Here is an 18,895-nt window from a genome sequence, read left to right as displayed (position 1 = left end):
CAATTGGCAGGGTTTCTTCTTTACTGAAGCAAATGCTTCTTAACGTGTCTTTTCTAAAACGCTTTTCTTGCTGTCCGGATCAAGGATGGTTCCTTTGATCTTGATGGCCTTTACAGGCTCGTCAGCGTTAGAATATACGGTGATCGTCTTACGGATAGGACCAACGCGCTTGGTGTCATATTTTACTTTGATCTGTCCTGTAGCTCCAGGTGCGATCGGTGCGTCTGGTTTTTCAGGTACAGTACATCCACAGCTTGATTTAACTTCTGAGATGACTAGTGGTGCATTACCGGTATTGGTGAACTCAAATACGCGGATTCCGTCAGCGCCTTTGTTGATCTCACCGTAATCGATGGTTTCTTGGGTGAATTCAATTTTTGCCACCTTGTCCTGAGCCTGCACGGCATAGCTCATTAAAGTTACTACGGCTAAAAGAATAATCTTTTTCATGTCTTTTAATTTAGAGAACCAAAGTAGGTTTTTTGGGTTAGTTTATCTGCTAAAAATGCGCTAAGTCTGTGTTAAAATCTAAAATTTTCGACCAAATGCACACTTTTAGTGCGGTTCATTACATTTCCTAATGCTAAAGTAGCCAATATTTTGACTTGTCCAAAAATCGCCTAATAGCTTTTAAATTCTTGAGTATATAACTACTTTTGCTGCCTTATAGAGTTCAAAAATCAGACCAAAATGGCATTAGCAGCAAAATACAGCGCTAAGGAGGTAGAGCAGAAGTGGTATAACTACTGGATGGAACAGGGATATTTTCATTCTGAAGTCAATGAGAAAGAGCCTTACACCATCGTAATTCCACCACCAAACGTGACTGGAGTCCTGCATATGGGACACATGCTTAACAATACCATTCAGGACGTGCTTATTCGCAAAGCACGCTTGGAAGGCTATAATGCTTGTTGGGTGCCTGGAACGGATCACGCCTCTATTGCTACAGAGGCTAAAGTAGTTGCTAAACTCAAATCCGAAGGAATTGAAAAAAGCAGCCTGACCCGTGATGAATTCTTAAAACACGCCTGGGAATGGACCCACAAACACGGCGGGATCATCTTGGAGCAATTAAAACGTTTGGGAGCCTCCTGTGATTGGGAGCGCACCAAATTCACCATGGATGACGATATGTCTGAGTCCGTGATCCATGTTTTTGTTGATCTGTTCAATAAAGGATTGATCTACCGCGGTTACCGCATGGTAAACTGGGATCCTCAGGCCAAGACCACCCTTTCTGATGAAGAGGTGATCTATCAAGAGAAACAAGGGAAGCTTTACTACGTTTCCTATAAAGTAGCTGGTTCAGGCGATACCTTGACCATTGCTACAACGCGTCCGGAAACCATTTTAGGGGATACAGCGATCTGTATCAACCCTAATGACGAGCGCTTTACTCATTTGAAAGGTAAGAAGGCAATTGTACCGATCTGCAACCGTGAGGTCCCTATTATTGAGGATGAATACGTAGATATGGAATTTGGTACAGGTTGTTTAAAGGTAACGCCTGCACACGATGAAAACGATAAGGTTCTTGGGGACAAGCACGGACTTGAGATCATAGATATTTTTAATGACGATGCAACCTTGAATGCACACGGAATGCATTACCAAGGACAGGATCGATTTGCGGTGCGCAAAGGAATTACTAAGGAACTTGAGGAACTAGGCCATTTGGTAAAGACAGAAGACTACACCAACAAAGTAGGCACTTCTGAGCGCACGGGCGCCGTGATTGAACCTAAACTGAGCGATCAGTGGTTCTTGAAGATGAAAGATCTTGCTGCTCCCGCTTTGGAGGCCGTTCTTAAAGAAGACGTGGCTTTGGTTCCTGGGAAGTTCATCAACACCTATAAGCACTGGATGGAGAATGTTCGCGATTGGAACATCTCTCGTCAGTTGTGGTGGGGACATCAGATTCCGGCCTATTATTACGGCGCTGACAAGCAAGATTTTGTTGTTGCTAAAACAGCTGATGAAGCACTTAAACTGGCTCAAGAAAAAAGCGGAAATGCGCAGTTGACCGCTGCAGACCTGCGCCAAGATGAAGACGCTTTGGATACCTGGTTCTCCAGTTGGCTATGGCCAATCTCTGTTTTTAACGGAATCCTGGAGCCAGAGAATAAAGAAATTGAATATTACTACCCGACCAATGATCTGGTAACGGCACCTGAGATTCTGTTCTTTTGGGTGGCCCGTATGATCATTGCCGGATACGAATACCGCGATGCCAAGCCGTTCAGCAATGTGTATTTGACTGGAATTGTACGTGACAAGCAGCGCAGAAAGATGAGCAAATCTCTGGGGAATTCTCCGGATCCGATCGAGCTTATTGAAAAGTACGGTGCAGATGGCGTTCGTGTGGGGATGCTTTTGAGTTCTCCTGCAGGAAACGACTTGATGTTTGATGTGGAGTTGTGTGAGCAGGGAAGCAAGTTTGTCAATAAGATTTGGAATGCGTACCGCTTGATCCAAGGTTGGGAAGTTTCTGAGGACAGAAAACAAACAGAAGCCGAAAGCTTAGCGCTACAATGGTATCGCAACCGTTTCCAACAAGTATTGCGCACTGTAGAAAGTGAGTTTAAGCAATACCGTATTTCAACTGCGCTTATGGAAACTTACCGTTTGGTTTGGGATGATTTCTGTTCCACCATGTTGGAGGCTATCAAGCCGCCTTATGGGGAGCCTGCTTCTGCGCAGACCTATCGTGAAGCTATTGCGATTTTTGAGGATAACTTACGCATCTTGCATCCGTTTATTCCGTTCTTGACGGAAGAGCTTTGGCACGATATCGCGGAGCGTTCTTCTGAGGAAGCTCTAATCGTTTCAAGCTGGCCAAAACACGAAGAGTTTGATGCCGAATTCATTGCGAATTTTGACTTTGCGATGGAGGTAGTATCTGGCGTGCGTACCATCAGAAAGAACAATCAAATCGCCTTTAAAGAAACGGTTGATCTTGTTATTGCTGACAACGAAAAGCAAGGGCGCACTTTTGAGCCAGTGATCCAAAAACTCGGGAACATTCTCAACATTTCTCACGGAGAGGCGGTAGATGGAGCCTTGACCTTTAGAGTCAAAGCCAACGAGTACTTTGTACCGATCAGCGGGGCTGTTGATGTGGAAGCTCAGATCGCCAAGATCCAAGAGGAACTGAGTTATACCGAAGGCTTTTTAAAGAGTGTTCAGAAGAAGTTGAGCAACGAGCGTTTTGTAAATAATGCTCCGGAGCAAGTAGTTGCTGTGGAACGTAAAAAAGAAGCAGACGCCTTGGCAAAGATCGACACCCTTAAAGCCAGTCTGGCCGGTTTACAATAATTATTTTCGGTACAAGAGGTAGTGGTTCACTGCGTCAATATACTTTTGCTTGGCTTCATCCGGAGTCATGTTTTTGACTTGAAATAAAGCATTGGTTTTAAAAGCATTGATCAGTGGTCTGGAACTGCTGGGCAATTCTCTGTTTTTAGTTGCAACCTTGTAATAGGCGTAAAGTCTGAGTAAGAAATCAGCGGGAAAAGGTTGCTCGTGGCTGTTGATGGTTTCCACGGCCGTCTCAAAGGCTTTATCTAATTCTTCTGAGTTCATGCGCGTGCCAGCACTGTGAGTCCACCTTTTACTTTCTGATTGAGGCTGACCTCAATTTTGGCGTCTAAAGGGAGGAACACATCCACACGAGAACCGAATTTAATGAAACCGCTATCTGCAGCTTGGTCTGCTTGCTGACCTTCTTCTGCATAATTCACGATGCGTTTGGCCAAAGCACCTGCTATCTGGCGGTGCAATACATCACCAAATTGCTCGCTCTTTACTACGACGGTGGTGCGTTCATTTTCTTCGGAGGCTTTGGGGTGCCAAGCTACTAGATACTTTCCTGGATGGTATTTGCTGTATACGATATCACCACCAACTGGATAGCGAGTAACGTGTACATTAAGTGGAGACATAAACACAGAAACCTGTCTGCGTTTGCCTTGAAAGTATTCGGGTTCTTCAACTTCTTCTATGACCACCACTTTTCCATCCACCGGAGAGAATACTGCGCCAGCATCTGGAGAGAAATTCCTTTTTGGGTTTCTAAAGAATTGCAAGATCAGAATCAGCAATACTAAAAAAGTACCCATCAGAGCATAGCGCAACCAGGGGAGTTCCACAAATTGATCCACAGTAAGTACTGAGGCAATGCAGAGCACTAAACTGGCAAGAATAATTGTATTTCCTTCCTTATGAAACATAACAGTTCAAAATTAAGAATATATAGACAAATGGGGCCGCATAAATGAGACTATCCATGCGGTCGTAAAGTCCACCGTGTCCAGGCATGATCACGCCGCTGTCTTTCACGCCAGCTTCGCGCTTCATTTTAGACTGAACTAAATCGCCTAAAGTTCCAAAAACGACCACAATGACCGCCAAAATAATCCAGTTCCAAAGGCCGTAAACTCCGTAGATCATGTGCGCGGCAATGCCGATACCAATTGCTCCTAGGGCTCCTCCTAAAAAGCCTTCCACGGTCTTCTTTGGAGAGACGCGCTCCATGAGTTTGGTCTTTCCAAAATTGCGTCCGACCAAATAGGCAAAACTGTCGTTGGCCCAAAGCATGAGAAATACGGCGATAACTACTTTGTAATTGAATACCTCATTATCTAAGGGTAGCAGCGATAAGGAGCCGATTCCTAAACATAAATAGCCTAGAAAAACCAAGGGTTTTAAAGCGGGAATCAAAACACCGTCTGCCTTAAAGAGCCAATAGAGCAGTGCTAAATTCACCACGATATTAAAACTAACAATCAAGGTAGGATCCACCCAACTCGGTACTACCCAATGCAGTACTCCTGCTAATACAGCTAATAGCGGAATGCCTATCCACACGGGAAATTTGTTCAAACGGCAGTATTCCAAGCTCACTAAAACTCCAAATACAAATACAACAATGAGAAAGGCAATTTTTGACCACAGTAACGACCCTAAAAGTAGGGCGATATAGAGCGCTCCTGAAGCGGTGCGAATCAAAAGGTCGTTCATGCTATAAGTCTTCCAGAAGCAACAAATATAGGTTTTTTGTTGTACTTCCGTAGCTCATGAAATCCTTTTCCTTTTGGGTTTCAAAATCTTGAATGGTGGTGATATTCGTTGGGATTTTGTTCTTGTTGCGGTCTTTGATCTGACGCAATCCCTCGCCGATATTATCAACCAGCTGACTGGTAGTTGAGAAAATGATAAAGTTAGTAGGCAGTTCGTCTAGTTTCTTTTCGCGGATCTGATTGGAAGAGATCAAAACAGAACCGTTATTCGCTATCAGCGATTCGCATCGCGATAAGAAAAACTTGCTGCTATTCTTGGTGCCGAACTGCAGGTTAAAGCCGTCAAAACGCTCAATGAGTTGCTGGTCAATACAAAAGGCTTCTGCTTCATACCAATCGTTCTCCATCAAGATATTATCAAAGGTTTGCAAGACTTCCTCTAAGTTTTCACAATACAAGAACTTACCGCCGTTTCTGCGGAAGTTATAGGTGAATTTTTCGTCTATGGGAAGCTGTTTCTCTGGGTAGTACTTACTGTGCTGTTTGTCCAATGATGTATCCTCGGTAGTTTTTGACTTACCGGACTTAGGATTCAACAGTCTTTTAAACAGACTCATAGGTGCTTCTTGATGGGGATTTGAAACGTTTAACCTCAAAGATAAAAAAAAGTTGGAGCCAATGGCCCCAACTTTAAGATTATATAACGCTTATTTGTGGTTAAGCTATTCTGAATCTACTGGAATCGTCTCCACTTTTGGCCATTGACGTTCTCCAAAGATCAGTTCTAAGTTGTCTTTAAAGATCACTTCCTTCTCCAATAACACATTAGCCAACTCGGTGAGTTTGTCTTTGTGCTTCTTCAACAGATCAACAGCACGGTTGTACTGAGTCTCAATGATATTGGAGATCTCTTTGTCAATCATCTCTGCGGTTTTCTCAGAGTAAGGCTTGGAGAAGTTGTAATCGGTTTGACCACTGCTATCGTAATAAGTTAGGTTTCCGATCTTATCATTCAATCCGTAGATAGTTACCATGGCACGTGCTTGTTTGGTCACTTTTTCCAAATCGCTCAAGGCACCAGTTGATACTTTTCCGAAGATCACTTCCTCAGCTGCACGACCACCCATGGCAGCGCACATTTCATCTAGCATTTGTTCAGGACGTACAATAAGACGCTCTTCCGGCAAATACCATGCAGCTCCTAAAGATTGTCCGCGAGGAACAATGGTAACTTTTACCAAAGGCGCAGCGTATTCCAGCATCCAACTCACAGTAGCGTGACCGGCTTCGTGGAAGGCAATGGCTTTTTTCTCTTCTGGAGTGATGATCTTGTTTTTCTTCTCAAGACCTCCAACAATACGGTCAACCGCATCGAGGAAATCTTGTTTGCCTACTGCTTTCTTGCCTTTACGCGCAGCGATCAAGGCCGCTTCATTACACACATTGGCAATATCTGCTCCCGAGAATCCAGGCGTTTGTTTGGCCAAGAAGTCGGTATCTAATTCTTCAAGTTTTTTAATAGGTCTGAGGTGTACCTCAAAGATCTCTTTCCGTTCACGAACGTCCGGAAGATCCACATAGATCTGACGGTCAAAACGTCCGGCACGCATCAAGGCTTTGTCCAAAACATCGGCGCGGTTGGTGGCAGCCAACACGATCACATTGGTGTTAGTTCCAAAACCATCCATCTCCGTTAAGAGCTGGTTCAAGGTATTCTCACGTTCGTCATTAGAACCGGAGAAATTGCTCTTTCCGCGGGCACGACCTATGGCATCGATCTCATCAATAAAGATGATAGACGGTGATTTTTCTTTGGCTTGTTTGAAGAGGTCTCTCACACGAGAAGCGCCTACACCTACGAACATCTCCACAAAGTCAGAACCGGACAAAGAGAAGAAAGGAACTTTAGCCTCTCCCGCAACGGCCTTGGCCAATAGGGTCTTACCAGTACCCGGAGGTCCTACAAGTAAGGCTCCTTTTGGAATTTTACCTCCAAGGGAGGTGTATTTTTCAGGATGTTTCAAGAAATCAACGATCTCTTGTACTTCTTCTTTAGCACCTTCAAGACCAGCAACATCTTTAAAAGAAGTCTTTACTTCTGTGTTTTGGTCAAAAAGCTTTGCTTTGGACTTTCCAATGTTGAAGATCTGTCCGCCTGCGCCTCCAGCACCACCTGCAGACATGCGGCGCATAATCAAGATCCAAATACCAATGATGATGGCAAAAGGAAGTAAGCTGATCAAAATGTCACTCAAGACACTCTCTTCCGTAGTTCTCTTTACAGAAGTCACAGACTTTCCGTCTTCTTTGAGTTCGTTATTGATCTCTACAATACGCTCTTCAAAAAAGGTTGGGTCCCCAAATTGGAATTCGTAATCCGGAGCGGTAGCAGAGCTAACGCGGAACGAATTATTATCTGTCTTTTGGTGAATGTCTTTCAGTTTGGCATCCGGAGTAAGATATACTCGTGCTTTACGAGTGTTGGCAACTACGACCAATTCCTGCACATCGCCCTCACGCATGAAATCTAAAAATTCCTCTTGCGTGGTGGCCGGTGGCTTGGACCAGCTGTTCCCACCCATAAACTGGATGCTCAATAATACGACTATAATGATCCCATAAATCCAGTAGGGGCTGAATTTGGGCTTCTTTGTTTCGTTGTTTTTCTTTTCCTCCGCCATGTTCTGCTTTTAGTAAGTAGATTCGATTTTTATGGAATGTGCATCACCCCATAGGCCTTCTATATCGTAAAACTCTCGAATGTGTTTTTGGAATACGTGAACTACTACGTGAACGTAGTCTATCAAAACCCACTCGGCATTGTCAGTTCCTTCTGTATGCCAAGGCTTTTCACGTAACTCTTTGCTCACCGATTTTTGAACGGAATTCACAATCGCGTTGACTTGTGTGTTCGAGGTACCGTTGCAAATGATAAAATAATCGCAGACCGTATTCTCAATCTCTCTCAGGTCTAGGATTTCTATATCCTGTCCCTTTACCTCTTCAATTCCCCGTATTATTTGAGTTATTAATTGATCTGTTCCTACTTCTTTTTTTGACATTAAATCGGTTTATTTATGCAAAGTTATTACTTTTTTCGTTCCTTAAAGACGTCATCCAATTAAGATTAACACAATATTTAAGATCCTCCCTTGAAGCTAATCAAACTTAATGCCACCCTTTCTACAAATGACTACCTGAAAGCCCTTGTGAAAACGGGCGTGAACTGCACGGGGACAGTTGTGATTGCTCATGATCAAACTCAGGGTCGAGGTCAACATGGAAACCACTGGTATTCCAAAGCTGGGGAAAGTCTGACTTTTAGCCTGTACAGACGTTTTGAGCAACATCCGGAGGTCTTCCCATTCATGCCACAAATGGTAGTGGCTTTGGCTATAAAAAAACAATTGGATGCGCTGCAAATTCCTGCTGTCAGTATCAAATGGCCCAACGACATTATGTCATATCAGAAGAAGCTCGGTGGCATCTTGATTGAAAACATCTGGTCTGGAGGAAAGCCGGTCCACCGTGTAATTGGTATTGGTTTGAATGTAAATAATGAGCTTCCTGCTGATTTGCCTCGAGCTAACTCGTTAAAGCAGATCACAGACAAACATTACGACCTGGAAGAATTAGGCATGCGTATCGCAGGTCAGATACACACTTATTTTGATGATTTCCGATTAGTGGATCAACAGCAGTGGTATCAGCAATATTTAGCAGCGCTCTTCAAAAGAGGGCAGGCTGCAAGTTTCCGGATTGCCGGTGAAGCACCCTTTACAGCTTTGGTAAAAGGAGTCACTCCAGAGGGCGATCTGGAATTACAAATGGAGGACGATTCCGTCCATCATTATGCCGTCAAGGCGATAGAAATGATCTATTAGATGTTTTGAAGATTGTCTGTCAAGGCCCCTAAAAAGGAGTTGATAGGCCCTTTGATCATCATGGCCATCATGGCGTTGAAATCCCCTTCAAATTCAAGGGTTGTAGCTGATTTGCTAGCCTCTAGTTCTTCAATATTTGCGGTAAGGGTAAAAGGAAGTTTGTCACTTTTGGCTCCGAGTACCACTTGGCTGGGTGCATTGATCTCTTTGAGCTCAAGAGCAATCTCCGGCATTCCCTTGAGTGCAAATACAAAAGCTTGATCTCCAATCAACTCAAACTTCGCCGTATTCTCTGGCATGAGTTGTTCAAAGTTCTTTACGTCACTCAAAAAATCACAAACTTCTTGAGCAGATTTATCTAGGGTTACCGTCTTACTTGTTAGATTCATAATTTATTGCATCCATTGGGCGGGATTGCTGCGCCACTTTTCTAAGGTTTCTAATTCGTCTTTGGTGATGTATTTAGCTTTCTCCGCCTGTTGCAACAAATGTTGATAGTTACTCAAGGTGTGAAGCTGCACATCAGCGTCCTTAAAATTATCGGTCGCCGTATCAAAGCCGTACGAAAATAATGCCAACATTCCTTTGACTTGCGCGTTGGCAGCTCTTAAAGCTTTAACTGCATTCAAACTGCTCTTTCCTGTGCTGATCAGATCTTCTACCACTACAACAGATTGATGCTCTTCCAAAATACCTTCGATCTGATTTTGGCGGCCGTGCTTTTTAGGCTCCGGACGGACATAAATGAAAGGTAAATTCATATAATCGGCAACCAGCATACCAATCCCAATGGCTCCAGTAGCCACTCCGGCAATTACGTCTGGTTTGCCATATAACTCCTCGATCTGAGCGGCTAGGTGCTCTCTTAAGAAGTTGCGAATATGCGGATAGGAAAGCGTGATTCTGTTGTCACAGTAGATTGGAGATTTCCAACCCGAAGCCCATGTAAAAGGGTTTTGTGGTTGCAATTTTATTGCATTAATTTGTAACAGAAGTTCTGCGGTTTTTTGCGCCGTGTCCTTTTTCAATATCATTTTGCAAATGTATTACAAAGTTTTTATTAATGAGATCCCGGTGATACTTTCCACAGAGAAGTTCATTGGCAAAGAATACGTCTCGATTCCCATAGAATTGGTCCGATTTAAAAAGCTCATCAAGATGATAGAAAAGGGTAAACTCACCCACGTAAATCTCTATCATTCCGATCCGGAGAAATTAGAACTTCACCTGCGCAAAAAGCTCAAAGTTGTTGAAGCTGGTGGCGGTTTGGTATACAACGACCGCAAAGAGATCCTCTTTATTTACCGCAACAAGAAATGGGATCTGCCCAAAGGTGGATTAGAAAAAGGCGAAACGCCTGAGCAAGCTGCCATTCGCGAGGTGCGTGAGGAAACAGGGGCAAAGAAATTAGAGGTAACTCGTTTTATCCAAAAGACCTACCACGTCTTTAAGCGCAACGGAGAGCGCCGCTTGAAGATCACGTATTGGTATGAAATGACAACGGGCTTTGATGGATCTTTAAAACCCCAGGCCAAAGAAGGTATTGAAAAAGCCAAATGGAAAAATTTTGCCCAGACACAAAAAGCGCTTCAAGGCAGCTATGAAAACATCAAACTGCTATTTCCCAAAGAGTATTTAACGACTCACCCGGTAGATCGGATAGCGTAAGTGTGCGGCCTCATAGTAAGGAGAGTTCTTATGCAGCCAATCTAACTCCGCATACCAATTACCAGCAAAGTTCTCGTCATTTGCTTTTTTAGCTTCAAATTCTGCTTTGATCTCGGGATTTTCATTCAAGAATTCCAAGGCGAGGTCTTCCCATACATAGGGTGAGAAACCTTCTTTTTGTTGCAATACAGTGTCAAAGAAATTCCAGTTGAAAAAGGAGTCAATAGCTTCAGGCTCCAGAGTTTCTAAAAGATATCGAACCGCTTCTTGCTCTGCAGGGATGCGATAGCTTCCTTTCGGGATGAGCACCTCTGTTTGGTAAGGCTCTACCTTGGTGTTGTAATGCGGATAATGTCCTTCATAAGGACGATTGTAGGTTTTGTAATCTGCAATTCGATAGGCCGTTACGGTCATAGTCGTATCCTTGTCAAATTGATCCATGATCACACCATTTGCACGTAAACGTGTCAGAACGCGCCACCAACCTTTGGGAACAATATAGTGATCTGGGATCTGGACGGAATCCGTCGGTTTAAAATAATTGTAGTAGGTCACTGGTTTTTCAAAGGGTTTATCGTGATCGTATTTTAAACGATTCGCACCGGTGATCTCACTCGGAACGTATGTACCTTCGTATCCTTTAAAGTTAAGGGTGGTAATTTGACTGCTGTCAATGGCCCAAGAAATTGGGTAGTAATTCCCGGTCTTGTAGGATTTCCAAGCTTCTCTCTTTACATTTTTGATCTCCTCGGCATTGGCCTCAGAAAACCCAATTACAGATTCCATAAGCGCATAAGTTCCTTCAACGCGATCCTTATAAGGTTTCAGCATATGAGTTTCTACCATCAATCCCAAGGTGTTGTAAAGACTAGTATAGCCTGTAGAATAGCGCGGACCATCCATAAATTGTGAAAAGCCGCTTTCTGGAGTTCTGTTGAAAACATTGACATAAGGAGTGATGTCCCAATTCTTTGCAGCCAAAGAATCTTCTAAAGCCGGCATCATTACTTCATGGAGAAATTTACCAGCGTTCCCACCGAGCTTGTTGTGTTGAGTGAATAGGTGGGTAAGCACGTATTGATAATCGGCTCCGTTGCTCACGTGATTGTCGATGAAGACATCAGGGTCCAAGAGATCAAAGAGCTTCTGAAAGGCCAAAGCATTCCAGGTGTCACTTTTGATAAAATCTCTGTTTAAATCATAATTGCGCGCATTCCCTCGAAAACCATAGGCTTCTGGTCCGTTTTGGTTGGTTCTACTGAAAGAGTTTCTATTGATCGAACCTCCAATATTGTAGATGGGAATGACCGCGATAATTACATTTTCTGGCGCTTTAATTTTACCTTGAGCCAAATCCCGAATAAGCATCATGCTGGCATCGATCCCATCACTTTCGCCAGGGTGGATTCCGTTGTTGATCAACATCACAACCTGTTTCCCGTCTAATCCGAGCTCAGAGTCAAAGCTGCGGTTGGGGTTGAAAGTTACCAAATGCAGGCGCTCTCCGCTGTCTGTCCGATCCATTTCATACATAGCAACAGAGGTGTAGGCTTCACTCAGATCGTCATAGTAGGAAATAACGTCTTTATATTCTTGGGTCTGTGTGCCTTTTGAGGACTCAAAAAGTGTAGTAAAATCTCGGTCAGATTTAACCTCGGAATTACATGAAAATAACAGTAAAATAAAGAGAAGCGCGAAGTATCGGGTCATGGATGTTGATTTTAATGCGGTCTAAAATTAAGAAAGAATCAGATTTTCACTTTGTTGTTTCAACATTTAAATGCTACATTAGCATGGTAAAACTAATCTTAAAACAAATTGACATGAAGAAAATTACTCTTTTATTGGCCTGTCTTTTAGTGGGAGGTGCAGCGTTTGCTCAAGTAAACGTGGACATGGCAAACGCCATCCAAGTACAGACTCTTCCATTTAACGATCCGGACGTAAACGTTCCTAACGGAGCTCAAGAGGAAGGTCAAGTAGGATGTAACTTTAACGTTCCTTCTGTAGACTACAAATTTGAAGTTGTAACTGGTGGTACTGTAACTGTTTCTATCGATACTCCAGCTGGATTGTCTGAGCCAGTACTTTACTACGCGACTACTATCGATGAAACTGACCCAACTGGTCTTACTGTAACTGACAACCTTGGTGGTGTTGGAGCTGGATGTTTCGACAACGATGCTGGTCCTGACGGAGTTCGTACTACTGTTGTAAACGACGGTGACATTATGTTCGTATTCGTTGCAAACGAAGGTATCTCTGGAGTTTCTTTCTCTGGTGACGCTGTACTAGCTACGCTTTCGACTGCAGACAACAACCTTGAAGGTGTATCTGTGTATCCTAACCCTGTAAAGGACGTGCTAAACGTTACTGTTCCTGTAGGAGCTGAGGTAACTAGCGCTAAGCTTTTTGACGTATTGGGTAGAGATACTGGAGTTGTAATGGTAAATGGAGCCATCAACACTTCTGGTCTTTCTAACGGTATCTACATGTTTACTTTAGAAACTACTGAAGGAAACTACACTACAAAAATCGTTAAGCAATAAGAATCATTTCTTAGCTTAAAAAACCCTGCCAAACGGCAGGGTTTTTTTATGTCTTAATTTGAGTAATTCTTTAAGTGTGAGAAAGCTGCTACTTGCGCACCGCGGATGGCACCAAATGTTGGTAATTGCCGTCATATTTCATGATCTCACGAACTATGGATGAAGAAACGTGAGTGACACTCGGAGAAGCCATTAGAAAAACCGTTTCTACTTCATTATCCATGGCGCGATTGGTTTGAGCGATGGGACGCTCGTAATTGAAGTCTGTAGTGCTGCGCAGTCCTCTCAAAATAAATTGAGCGTTAACGGACTTGCAGAAGTCGACCGTAAGGGTTTCATAAGTAGCAACGCTAATTCGATCTTCACCAGCAAAAGTAGCCTCTAAAAAAGCCTTACGCTCCTCTAGGCTGAAGGTGTATTTCTTTGCAGAGTTTACACCAATGGCGAGTACAATCTCATCAAACATTTGAAGTCCGCGCTCAATGATATCACAATGCCCTAAGGTAATGGGGTCAAAAGATCCAGGAAATACAGCCTTTCTTTTCATAGAAGCTAAGATACTATTTCTGTGGCAATACGTTCTGAACCAGTTGTGCAAACAGCTGAGATAGCGGAATATTTGCAGCCTCAGCCTGCTTTGGGATTATGCTGGCCTCAGAGAGTCCCGGGTTGGTGTTGATCTCTAAAAAGTACGGTTCTCCATCTTGTAGGATAAAATCACAACGTACCAAACCACTCATTTCTAAGAGTCCATAAATACGTGCCGTTTCTGCCTGAGCACGCGCGGTCTCTTCCGGGCTAATTCGGGCAGGAGTGATCTCGTCGGATTTACCCAAATACTTGGCTTCATAATCAAAGAAATCATTTTCACTGACGATCTCGGTCGGAAGCAAAACTTGAACCCTTCCATCATGGTCATAAGCACCAATGCTCACCTCAGTGCCCACTAAGGCGGTTTCAATTAGGATCTGATGATCTTCTTCAAAAGCTTTGTCAATAGCAGGCTGAAGCGCTTCCATATCGTAAACTTTGGAGATGCCGTAACTGCTGCCCGCTCGATTGGGTTTTACAAAACAGGGAAAGCCTACAGCTTTGACGATCTCCTCTAAGGGTACTTCGGTTTCTTTGTTGAGGTAATAGGATTGTGCACACTTCACACCGAACTGCTTCAATACGGCCAAACAATCACGCTTGTTAAAACTCAAGGCGGCTTGGTAAAAATTGCACGAGGTTTGCGGAATCCCAATCAGTTCCAGATAAGACTGCATCAAACCATCTTCTCCCGGAGTGCCATGAATCACATTGAAAATGGCATCGGGAATTACTTTTACCCCGTCAGCCATAAAACTAAAATCTCCTCGATCTACAATGTACTTATTGTTTTCTGCATCTAAGTAATACCAGTGATCGCGTTCAATATGAACGGCAAAGACCTCGTAATCGGCTTTTTGTAAATGCTTTACTACAGTTGCGCCACTTTCCACAGATATGGAGTGTTCGCTTGAATAACCTCCCATGATTACAGCAACTTTTACGGGCTTCATAAGAATGTGTGATTTATAGCGTTTGTAATTTGAGGTTGGGTTTGCAGCAAACCATTTTTTAGGCAGTTGTAATATCTACTCAAATATATGTATTTTCGTGTTTCAATTAACTTTTCGTTTTAATGAGTTTCGTTAGATTCTTACTGACCAAAACATTCTTAAAACAACTTGGCATAGCCCTATTGGTAACGGTGGCTTTAGTCTTTTTGTTGCTTTTCTATTTGCGAATTAGCACCAATCACGACCAACGCATTCAGGTGCCTGATCTGGCTAAAATGACCCTTGACGAAGCCAATTCTGCTTTGAGTGAGCTTGAATTGCGCTGGGAGATCTTAGATACTACCAATTACAATCCGGAGTATCCCAAACAATCCATCATTGAACAACTGCCCAAGGCAGGAAGTATGGTAAAAGAGAATCGGACCATTTACCTAACCGTGAATCGATCTGATTACCGCTCTTTGCCCATTCCAAATGTAGTTGGGCGTACCCGCAGACAGGCAGAGCCGACCTTGATCTCTATGGGATTCAAGATCGGTAAGGTTAGTTACAGACCGTATATTGCTAAAGATGAAGTCTTGCAATTGCGTCACAATGGTGAACTTATTGAGCCTGGGGTTTTACTACAGAAGACTGCAGTAATTGATCTTGTGTTGGGTGATGGAAAAGGAAATCTACGTATGGGAGGATCCAGTTCCTCTTCCAATTCGGATTCCGATGGATAAAGAGCCCATAGATCAACAAGAATCAGAAGAACTTTACGAGCACCATCGTTTTGTAGCCGAAAAAGGTCAACAACCCTTGCGTGTAGATAAGTTCTTGATGAACTACATTGAAAAAGCCACTCGCAACAAAATTCAAAAAGCGGCAACTGCTGGAAATATCTATGTCAATGATATTCCGGTGAAGTCAAACTACAAGGTCAAACCCCATGATGTGGTGACGGTGATGTTTGCGCATCCTCCCTATGAATTCCTGTTGGTGCCAGAGGATATTCCTTTGGATATTGTCTATGAAGACGATGCCGTTTTGGTGGTCAATAAACCTGCGGGTATGGTCGTGCACCCTGGGCATGGGAATTACAGTGGAACTTTGATCAACGCCTTGACCTATCATTTTGAGAACCTGCCCAACAACAGCAGTGGAAGACCAGGTCTTGTCCACAGAATAGATAAAGACACCAGTGGACTTTTGGTAGTTGCCAAGACAGAAGAGGCCATGACGCATTTAGCAGGACAATTCTTCAATAAGAGTACCGAACGTACCTATACAGCCCTTGTTTGGGGTAATATGGAAGAGGATCAAGGCACTGTGGAAGGCCATATCGGCAGACACCCTAAAAATCGTTTGCAAAACACGGTGTTCTTAGGAGAAGAAGCCGAACTCAAAGGCAAGCCCGCCGTAACGCATTATAAGGTTCAGGAACGCCTTGGCTATGTGACTTTAGTTTCCTGTACTTTGGAAACGGGCCGTACACATCAGATCCGTGTGCATATGAAGCACATAGGGCACACCTTATTCAATGATGAGCGCTATGGTGGAGAAAAGATCCTTAAGGGAACCACCTTTACCAAATACAAGCAGTTTGTAGAGAACTGCTTTAAAATACTACCTCGACAAGCCTTACATGCCGCTACCCTTGGTTTTGTGCATCCAGTAAGTGGAGAGCTCATGAGATTTCAAGCGCCGCTGCCTGATGATATGGAGCAATGTATTGCCAAATGGCGTGACTACGCCAAACATATGCATTAGTATTAGTTTCTCCAATAGTGGCATTTACAAGCTTTAGTTAGAGCACTTGTGACGGCTTTCAGAGTTCCGTATTTTTGTAAGACTCAAAAAAGAAAGCCGCGTGAAAATTGTAATCTCTCCTGCAAAGTCTTTAGATCTAGAATCTACTTTACCAACTTCAGCACATTCCCAACCTGCTTTTCAAGCGGAGTCGGAGCGTCTCAATAAATTGCTAAAAAAGAAGTCAGCAAGAAGTTTGTCAAAACTGATGCATATTTCAGATGCTTTGGCTACCCTGAACTACGAACGCAATCAAGCGTGGTCTTTGCCTTTTGATGATTCTAATGCGCGACCAGCGATGTTCACTTTTGCAGGTGATGTGTATCGCGGTTTGGACGCTTTTACAATGAATGATGAGGAGATTGAATTTGCACAAGACTATTTGCGAATTCTTTCTGGGCTTTATGGGCTTCTGAAGCCACTTGACCTGATGCAGGCGTACCGTTTGGAGATGGGTACTAAGATGCCCGTGGGTGTTAAAAAGAATTTATACGAATTCTGGAAGCAAAAGATCACCAAACAGTTGAATGAAGAACTGGCTGAATATGATATTTTGATCAATCTTGCCAGCAATGAATATTTCAAGGCTATAGATACCAAGGCGCTGAAAGCTACAGTGATCACTCCCGTCTTCAAGGAGTTTAAAAACGGTCAGTACAAAACCATCGGAACCTTTGCCAAACCAGCTCGTGGTATGATGTCTCGTCATTTGATAGACACCAAAGGAACCACCGTGGACGATATTAAGGCCTTTAATCAAGAAGGTTACGGATTCTCTGAGGAGCTTTCCTCAGAAACTGAATTGGTATTTACGCGATAAACCATGTTCATCCACAAGCACCCCTATCCACCTTATTTTCCAGAGGGTGCTACCAAGATGATCGTGGGCACCTTGCCGCCACCGCGATTCAGCATGGGTGAGTTAAAACCGGGTGATGTTAATTTTTGCTACGGCAGTATAGACGGGCAACTTTGGCCCATTCTCAATCAACTTTTTGAGCTCGATTTAGTTTTTGAAACTACTCAAAAAGCTATAGACCAGCGCAAAGACTTCTTGCAAGATCGAGGCATTGCCATCTGTGATATTGTTCACAGTGCTAAACGCCAAAAAATAGACGCTTCAGACTTAGGGATGGAGCAAGTACAGTTGCGTCCGCTTCTAAAATACCTCAAAGAAAATACGCAGATTGATACCTTGCTTTTTACGGGTGGAAACAGTAAAAATGGCCCGGAATACTTTTTTAGGCGCCTGCTCAAAGAGCATGAATTAACCTTAGAAGTTTTGGAAAATCAGGTCCCGAGAATTCACCGCTTTGAATTGAATGGCAGACAGATCAAAACTGTTTCTTTAACCGCCCCCAGTGGTGCGGCCAACAGGGCCGTGGGCAGTTTGCCTTTGTATAAAGAGCGAAAAGCTGCAGATCCGTCATACAATACCCTCTTGTTTCGCGTAGATCAATACCGTCCTTTCTTTTAGCGCTTTCCTAACAAGGATTCAATTATTTAGACTTAACTTTAAGAAATAAAAGGATGGGGCAATGCCTTGCTTTTGTTTTAAGATGCTAATGATGAAGAGATTATTATTTTTATTTATGGGTATATATATGCTGAGCAATTCCGCAGCGTTTGGCCAGATTGCCCATGATATTTCCTTTACGATTAGAAATTTCGGAATCAATGTGGAGGGGAAATTTAATTCCAGCGCCGTGAACGGAACCTTAGATTTATCGGCTTTACAAAACACCAAACTGCGAGTTAGCATTCCAGTAAATACTATAGATACAGATAACAAAACTAGAGATGAGCATCTCTTGGAAGAAGAATATTTCCATGCAAGTCAATACCCAAACATAGCATTTGAATCTACTGGTTTGCGAGAAGTAGCAGACCGTGCCTATGAACTCCAAGGAAATTTATCGATCAAAGGAGTAAGCAAAAATGTGGTGATCAAAATGTATTCAGAAACTATGGGCAATACCACCAAACTGATCGGTGAGCTTGAGATCAATCGCCGTGATTACGGCGTGGGTGGTCGCAGCTTGGTCATGTCCAAGAACGTTACCATCTCCATAACCTTAGAAATTCCAAAAGTTTGAAGCAACAAGAAGCAGACGTACTGATTGTTGGTGGTGGATTGGCGGGTTTGAGTGCTGCTATAGATCTGTCCGAGCAAGGTAAATCAGCGCTGCTTTTTGAACCTAAATCCTATCCGCGTCATAAAGTCTGTGGTGAATATATTTCTAATGAAGTGTTGCCATATCTTACTAAGCTTGGAATCGATCCCTTTGCCTTAGGAGCTGTTGAAATATCGAATTTTAGTTGGACCCATCCCAAGGGCAAAGCTATCCAAGCCAAGCTTCCACTAGGTGGATTTGGTATCAGCAGATATGCTCTTGAACAGGCCATGTTTGAAAGGGCCCAGTCAGTGGGTGTTCAGA

22 protein-coding genes are annotated in these 18,895 nt (G+C 43.3%); 10 read left to right on the top strand and 12 right to left on the bottom strand.

Features of this window, described 5'->3' with window-relative positions; all coding sequences use genetic code 11:
* Window positions 1-39 precede the first annotated feature (39 nt).
* Window positions 40-450 (bottom strand): DUF1573 domain-containing protein, encoded by a 411-nt coding sequence (locus tag ACSLP7_RS13215; RefSeq protein ID WP_291182422.1) that lies wholly within the window; start codon window positions 448-450, stop codon window positions 40-42.
* A 240-nt stretch (window positions 451-690) separates the two neighbouring features.
* Here ACSLP7_RS13215 and ACSLP7_RS13210 point away from each other — a divergent pair, with 240 nt between their 5' ends.
* Window positions 691-3,318 carry a valine--tRNA ligase gene (locus ACSLP7_RS13210; protein ID WP_435579737.1) on the top strand — a complete coding sequence of 876 codons (2,628 nt, stop codon included), beginning with the start codon at window positions 691-693 and terminating at the stop codon, window positions 3,316-3,318.
* Here the strand turns inward: ACSLP7_RS13210 and ACSLP7_RS13205 are convergent, their stop codons facing one another.
* The 6 genes from ACSLP7_RS13205 to rsfS form a co-directional block, all read right to left on the bottom strand.
* Window positions 3,319-3,585, bottom strand: coding sequence for an acyl-CoA-binding protein (locus ACSLP7_RS13205; RefSeq protein ID WP_435579736.1), 267 nt, complete (start codon window positions 3,583-3,585; stop codon window positions 3,319-3,321).
* Window positions 3,582-4,232, bottom strand: a complete 651-nt coding sequence (locus tag ACSLP7_RS13200; RefSeq protein WP_435579735.1) for a phosphatidylserine decarboxylase family protein — start codon at window positions 4,230-4,232, stop codon at window positions 3,582-3,584. Before ACSLP7_RS13200 ends, ACSLP7_RS13205 begins: the two co-directional genes overlap by 4 nt.
* Window positions 4,222-5,022, bottom strand: a complete 801-nt coding sequence (locus tag ACSLP7_RS13195; RefSeq protein WP_291182426.1) for a phosphatidate cytidylyltransferase — start codon at window positions 5,020-5,022, stop codon at window positions 4,222-4,224. Before ACSLP7_RS13195 ends, ACSLP7_RS13200 begins: the two co-directional genes overlap by 11 nt.
* A 1-nt stretch (window position 5,023) precedes the next feature.
* The gene (locus ACSLP7_RS13190; RefSeq protein ID WP_435579734.1) at window positions 5,024-5,638 is read right to left on the bottom strand and encodes an LUD domain-containing protein; all 615 of its coding nucleotides are present in this window, start codon (window positions 5,636-5,638) and stop codon (window positions 5,024-5,026) included.
* Between the two features lie 105 nt (window positions 5,639-5,743).
* Complete coding sequence (gene ftsH / locus ACSLP7_RS13185) at window positions 5,744-7,702, bottom strand: ATP-dependent zinc metalloprotease FtsH (RefSeq protein ID WP_435579733.1); 1,959 nt, start codon at window positions 7,700-7,702, stop codon at window positions 5,744-5,746.
* A 9-nt stretch (window positions 7,703-7,711) separates the two neighbouring features.
* Window positions 7,712-8,083 carry a ribosome silencing factor gene (gene rsfS / locus ACSLP7_RS13180; RefSeq protein ID WP_435579732.1) on the bottom strand — a complete coding sequence of 124 codons (372 nt, stop codon included), beginning with the start codon at window positions 8,081-8,083 and terminating at the stop codon, window positions 7,712-7,714.
* Between the two features lie 90 nt (window positions 8,084-8,173).
* On the opposite strand from rsfS, the gene ACSLP7_RS13175 reads away from it, so the two are divergent.
* Window positions 8,174-8,905, top strand: coding sequence for a biotin--[acetyl-CoA-carboxylase] ligase (locus ACSLP7_RS13175; protein ID WP_435579731.1), 732 nt, complete (start codon window positions 8,174-8,176; stop codon window positions 8,903-8,905).
* Here the strand turns inward: ACSLP7_RS13175 and ACSLP7_RS13170 are convergent.
* Together ACSLP7_RS13170 and pyrE are read right to left on the bottom strand one after the other, a co-directional pair.
* Window positions 8,902-9,294, bottom strand: coding sequence for an SRPBCC family protein (locus tag ACSLP7_RS13170; protein WP_435579730.1), 393 nt, complete (start codon window positions 9,292-9,294; stop codon window positions 8,902-8,904). The two genes, ACSLP7_RS13175 and ACSLP7_RS13170, sit on opposite strands and share 4 nt — an antisense overlap.
* A 3-nt stretch (window positions 9,295-9,297) precedes the next feature.
* Window positions 9,298-9,939, bottom strand: a complete 642-nt coding sequence (pyrE, locus tag ACSLP7_RS13165; protein WP_435579729.1) for an orotate phosphoribosyltransferase — start codon at window positions 9,937-9,939, stop codon at window positions 9,298-9,300.
* A gap of 7 nt (window positions 9,940-9,946) precedes the next feature.
* On the opposite strand from pyrE, the gene ACSLP7_RS13160 reads away from it, so the two are divergent.
* Window positions 9,947-10,573: an NUDIX hydrolase gene (locus ACSLP7_RS13160; protein ID WP_435579728.1), complete on the top strand. Its 627-nt coding sequence runs from the start codon at window positions 9,947-9,949 to the stop codon at window positions 10,571-10,573.
* Here the strand turns inward: ACSLP7_RS13160 and ACSLP7_RS13155 are convergent.
* Window positions 10,541-12,283: a M14 family metallopeptidase gene (locus ACSLP7_RS13155; protein WP_435579727.1), complete on the bottom strand. Its 1,743-nt coding sequence runs from the start codon at window positions 12,281-12,283 to the stop codon at window positions 10,541-10,543. The genes ACSLP7_RS13160 and ACSLP7_RS13155 overlap by 33 nt on opposite strands.
* A 113-nt stretch (window positions 12,284-12,396) precedes the next feature.
* Between ACSLP7_RS13155 and ACSLP7_RS13150 the strand changes: the two genes are divergently transcribed.
* The gene (locus ACSLP7_RS13150) at window positions 12,397-13,122 is read left to right on the top strand and encodes a T9SS type A sorting domain-containing protein (RefSeq protein WP_291182434.1); all 726 of its coding nucleotides are present in this window, start codon (window positions 12,397-12,399) and stop codon (window positions 13,120-13,122) included.
* A gap of 88 nt (window positions 13,123-13,210) precedes the next feature.
* Here the strand turns inward: ACSLP7_RS13150 and coaD are convergent, their stop codons facing one another.
* Together coaD and ACSLP7_RS13140 are read right to left on the bottom strand one after the other, a co-directional pair.
* Complete coding sequence (coaD, locus tag ACSLP7_RS13145) at window positions 13,211-13,669, bottom strand: pantetheine-phosphate adenylyltransferase (RefSeq protein ID WP_435579726.1); 459 nt, start codon at window positions 13,667-13,669, stop codon at window positions 13,211-13,213.
* A 13-nt stretch (window positions 13,670-13,682) separates the two neighbouring features.
* Window positions 13,683-14,666 (bottom strand): D-alanine--D-alanine ligase, encoded by a 984-nt coding sequence (locus ACSLP7_RS13140; RefSeq protein WP_435579725.1) that lies wholly within the window; start codon window positions 14,664-14,666, stop codon window positions 13,683-13,685.
* 122 nt (window positions 14,667-14,788) lie between these two features.
* Between ACSLP7_RS13140 and ACSLP7_RS13135 the strand changes: the two genes are divergently transcribed.
* The 6 genes from ACSLP7_RS13135 to ACSLP7_RS13110 form a co-directional block, all read left to right on the top strand.
* On the top strand, window positions 14,789-15,391 hold the full coding sequence (locus ACSLP7_RS13135) for a PASTA domain-containing protein (RefSeq protein WP_435579724.1): 603 nt from the start codon (window positions 14,789-14,791) through the stop codon (window positions 15,389-15,391).
* Window positions 15,384-16,418: an RluA family pseudouridine synthase gene (locus tag ACSLP7_RS13130; protein ID WP_435579723.1), complete on the top strand. Its 1,035-nt coding sequence runs from the start codon at window positions 15,384-15,386 to the stop codon at window positions 16,416-16,418. The genes ACSLP7_RS13135 and ACSLP7_RS13130 overlap by 8 nt, the downstream gene beginning before the upstream one ends.
* Window positions 16,419-16,518: 100 nt before the next feature.
* Complete coding sequence (gene yaaA / locus ACSLP7_RS13125) at window positions 16,519-17,277, top strand: peroxide stress protein YaaA (RefSeq protein ID WP_435579722.1); 759 nt, start codon at window positions 16,519-16,521, stop codon at window positions 17,275-17,277.
* Between the two features lie 3 nt (window positions 17,278-17,280).
* Entirely contained in the window at window positions 17,281-17,934 is a 654-nt protein-coding gene (locus tag ACSLP7_RS13120; RefSeq protein ID WP_435579720.1) for a uracil-DNA glycosylase family protein, read from the top strand.
* 91 nt (window positions 17,935-18,025) lie between these two features.
* Window positions 18,026-18,553 carry a YceI family protein gene (locus ACSLP7_RS13115; protein ID WP_435579719.1) on the top strand — a complete coding sequence of 176 codons (528 nt, stop codon included), beginning with the start codon at window positions 18,026-18,028 and terminating at the stop codon, window positions 18,551-18,553.
* On the top strand, window positions 18,550-18,895 hold a 346-nt coding region (locus tag ACSLP7_RS13110; protein ID WP_435579718.1), incomplete at its 3' end, for an NAD(P)/FAD-dependent oxidoreductase. The genes ACSLP7_RS13115 and ACSLP7_RS13110, both read left to right, overlap by 4 nt.

This window comes from Gilvibacter sp., assembly GCF_965601605.1.
GTDB lineage: Bacteria > Bacteroidota > Bacteroidia > Flavobacteriales > Flavobacteriaceae > Gilvibacter.
The sequence above is the reverse complement of the archived record's forward strand: the minus strand, read 5'-3'. Positions and strand labels throughout refer to the sequence as shown.

Coding starts and splice junctions, on each gene's coding strand:
- ACSLP7_RS13215 (WP_291182422.1), bottom strand. CDS start 450: ATGAAAAAGATTATTCTTTTAGCCGTAGTAACTTTAATGAGCTATGCC.
- ACSLP7_RS13210 (WP_435579737.1), top strand. CDS start 691: ATGGCATTAGCAGCAAAATACAGCGCTAAGGAGGTAGAGCAGAAGTGG.
- ACSLP7_RS13205 (WP_435579736.1), bottom strand. CDS start 3,585: ATGAACTCAGAAGAATTAGATAAAGCCTTTGAGACGGCCGTGGAAACC.
- ACSLP7_RS13200 (WP_435579735.1), bottom strand. CDS start 4,232: ATGTTTCATAAGGAAGGAAATACAATTATTCTTGCCAGTTTAGTGCTC.
- ACSLP7_RS13195 (WP_291182426.1), bottom strand. CDS start 5,022: ATGAACGACCTTTTGATTCGCACCGCTTCAGGAGCGCTCTATATCGCC.
- ACSLP7_RS13190 (WP_435579734.1), bottom strand. CDS start 5,638: ATGAGTCTGTTTAAAAGACTGTTGAATCCTAAGTCCGGTAAGTCAAAA.
- ftsH (WP_435579733.1), bottom strand. CDS start 7,702: ATGGCGGAGGAAAAGAAAAACAACGAAACAAAGAAGCCCAAATTCAGC.
- rsfS (WP_435579732.1), bottom strand. CDS start 8,083: ATGTCAAAAAAAGAAGTAGGAACAGATCAATTAATAACTCAAATAATA.
- ACSLP7_RS13170 (WP_435579730.1), bottom strand. CDS start 9,294: ATGAATCTAACAAGTAAGACGGTAACCCTAGATAAATCTGCTCAAGAA.
- pyrE (WP_435579729.1), bottom strand. CDS start 9,939: ATGATATTGAAAAAGGACACGGCGCAAAAAACCGCAGAACTTCTGTTA.
- ACSLP7_RS13160 (WP_435579728.1), top strand. CDS start 9,947: ATGTATTACAAAGTTTTTATTAATGAGATCCCGGTGATACTTTCCACA.
- ACSLP7_RS13155 (WP_435579727.1), bottom strand. CDS start 12,283: ATGACCCGATACTTCGCGCTTCTCTTTATTTTACTGTTATTTTCATGT.
- ACSLP7_RS13150 (WP_291182434.1), top strand. CDS start 12,397: ATGAAGAAAATTACTCTTTTATTGGCCTGTCTTTTAGTGGGAGGTGCA.
- coaD (WP_435579726.1), bottom strand. CDS start 13,669: ATGAAAAGAAAGGCTGTATTTCCTGGATCTTTTGACCCCATTACCTTA.
- ACSLP7_RS13140 (WP_435579725.1), bottom strand. CDS start 14,666: ATGAAGCCCGTAAAAGTTGCTGTAATCATGGGAGGTTATTCAAGCGAA.
- ACSLP7_RS13135 (WP_435579724.1), top strand. CDS start 14,789: ATGAGTTTCGTTAGATTCTTACTGACCAAAACATTCTTAAAACAACTT.
- ACSLP7_RS13130 (WP_435579723.1), top strand. CDS start 15,384: ATGGATAAAGAGCCCATAGATCAACAAGAATCAGAAGAACTTTACGAG.
- ACSLP7_RS13120 (WP_435579720.1), top strand. CDS start 17,281: ATGTTCATCCACAAGCACCCCTATCCACCTTATTTTCCAGAGGGTGCT.
- ACSLP7_RS13115 (WP_435579719.1), top strand. CDS start 18,026: ATGAAGAGATTATTATTTTTATTTATGGGTATATATATGCTGAGCAAT.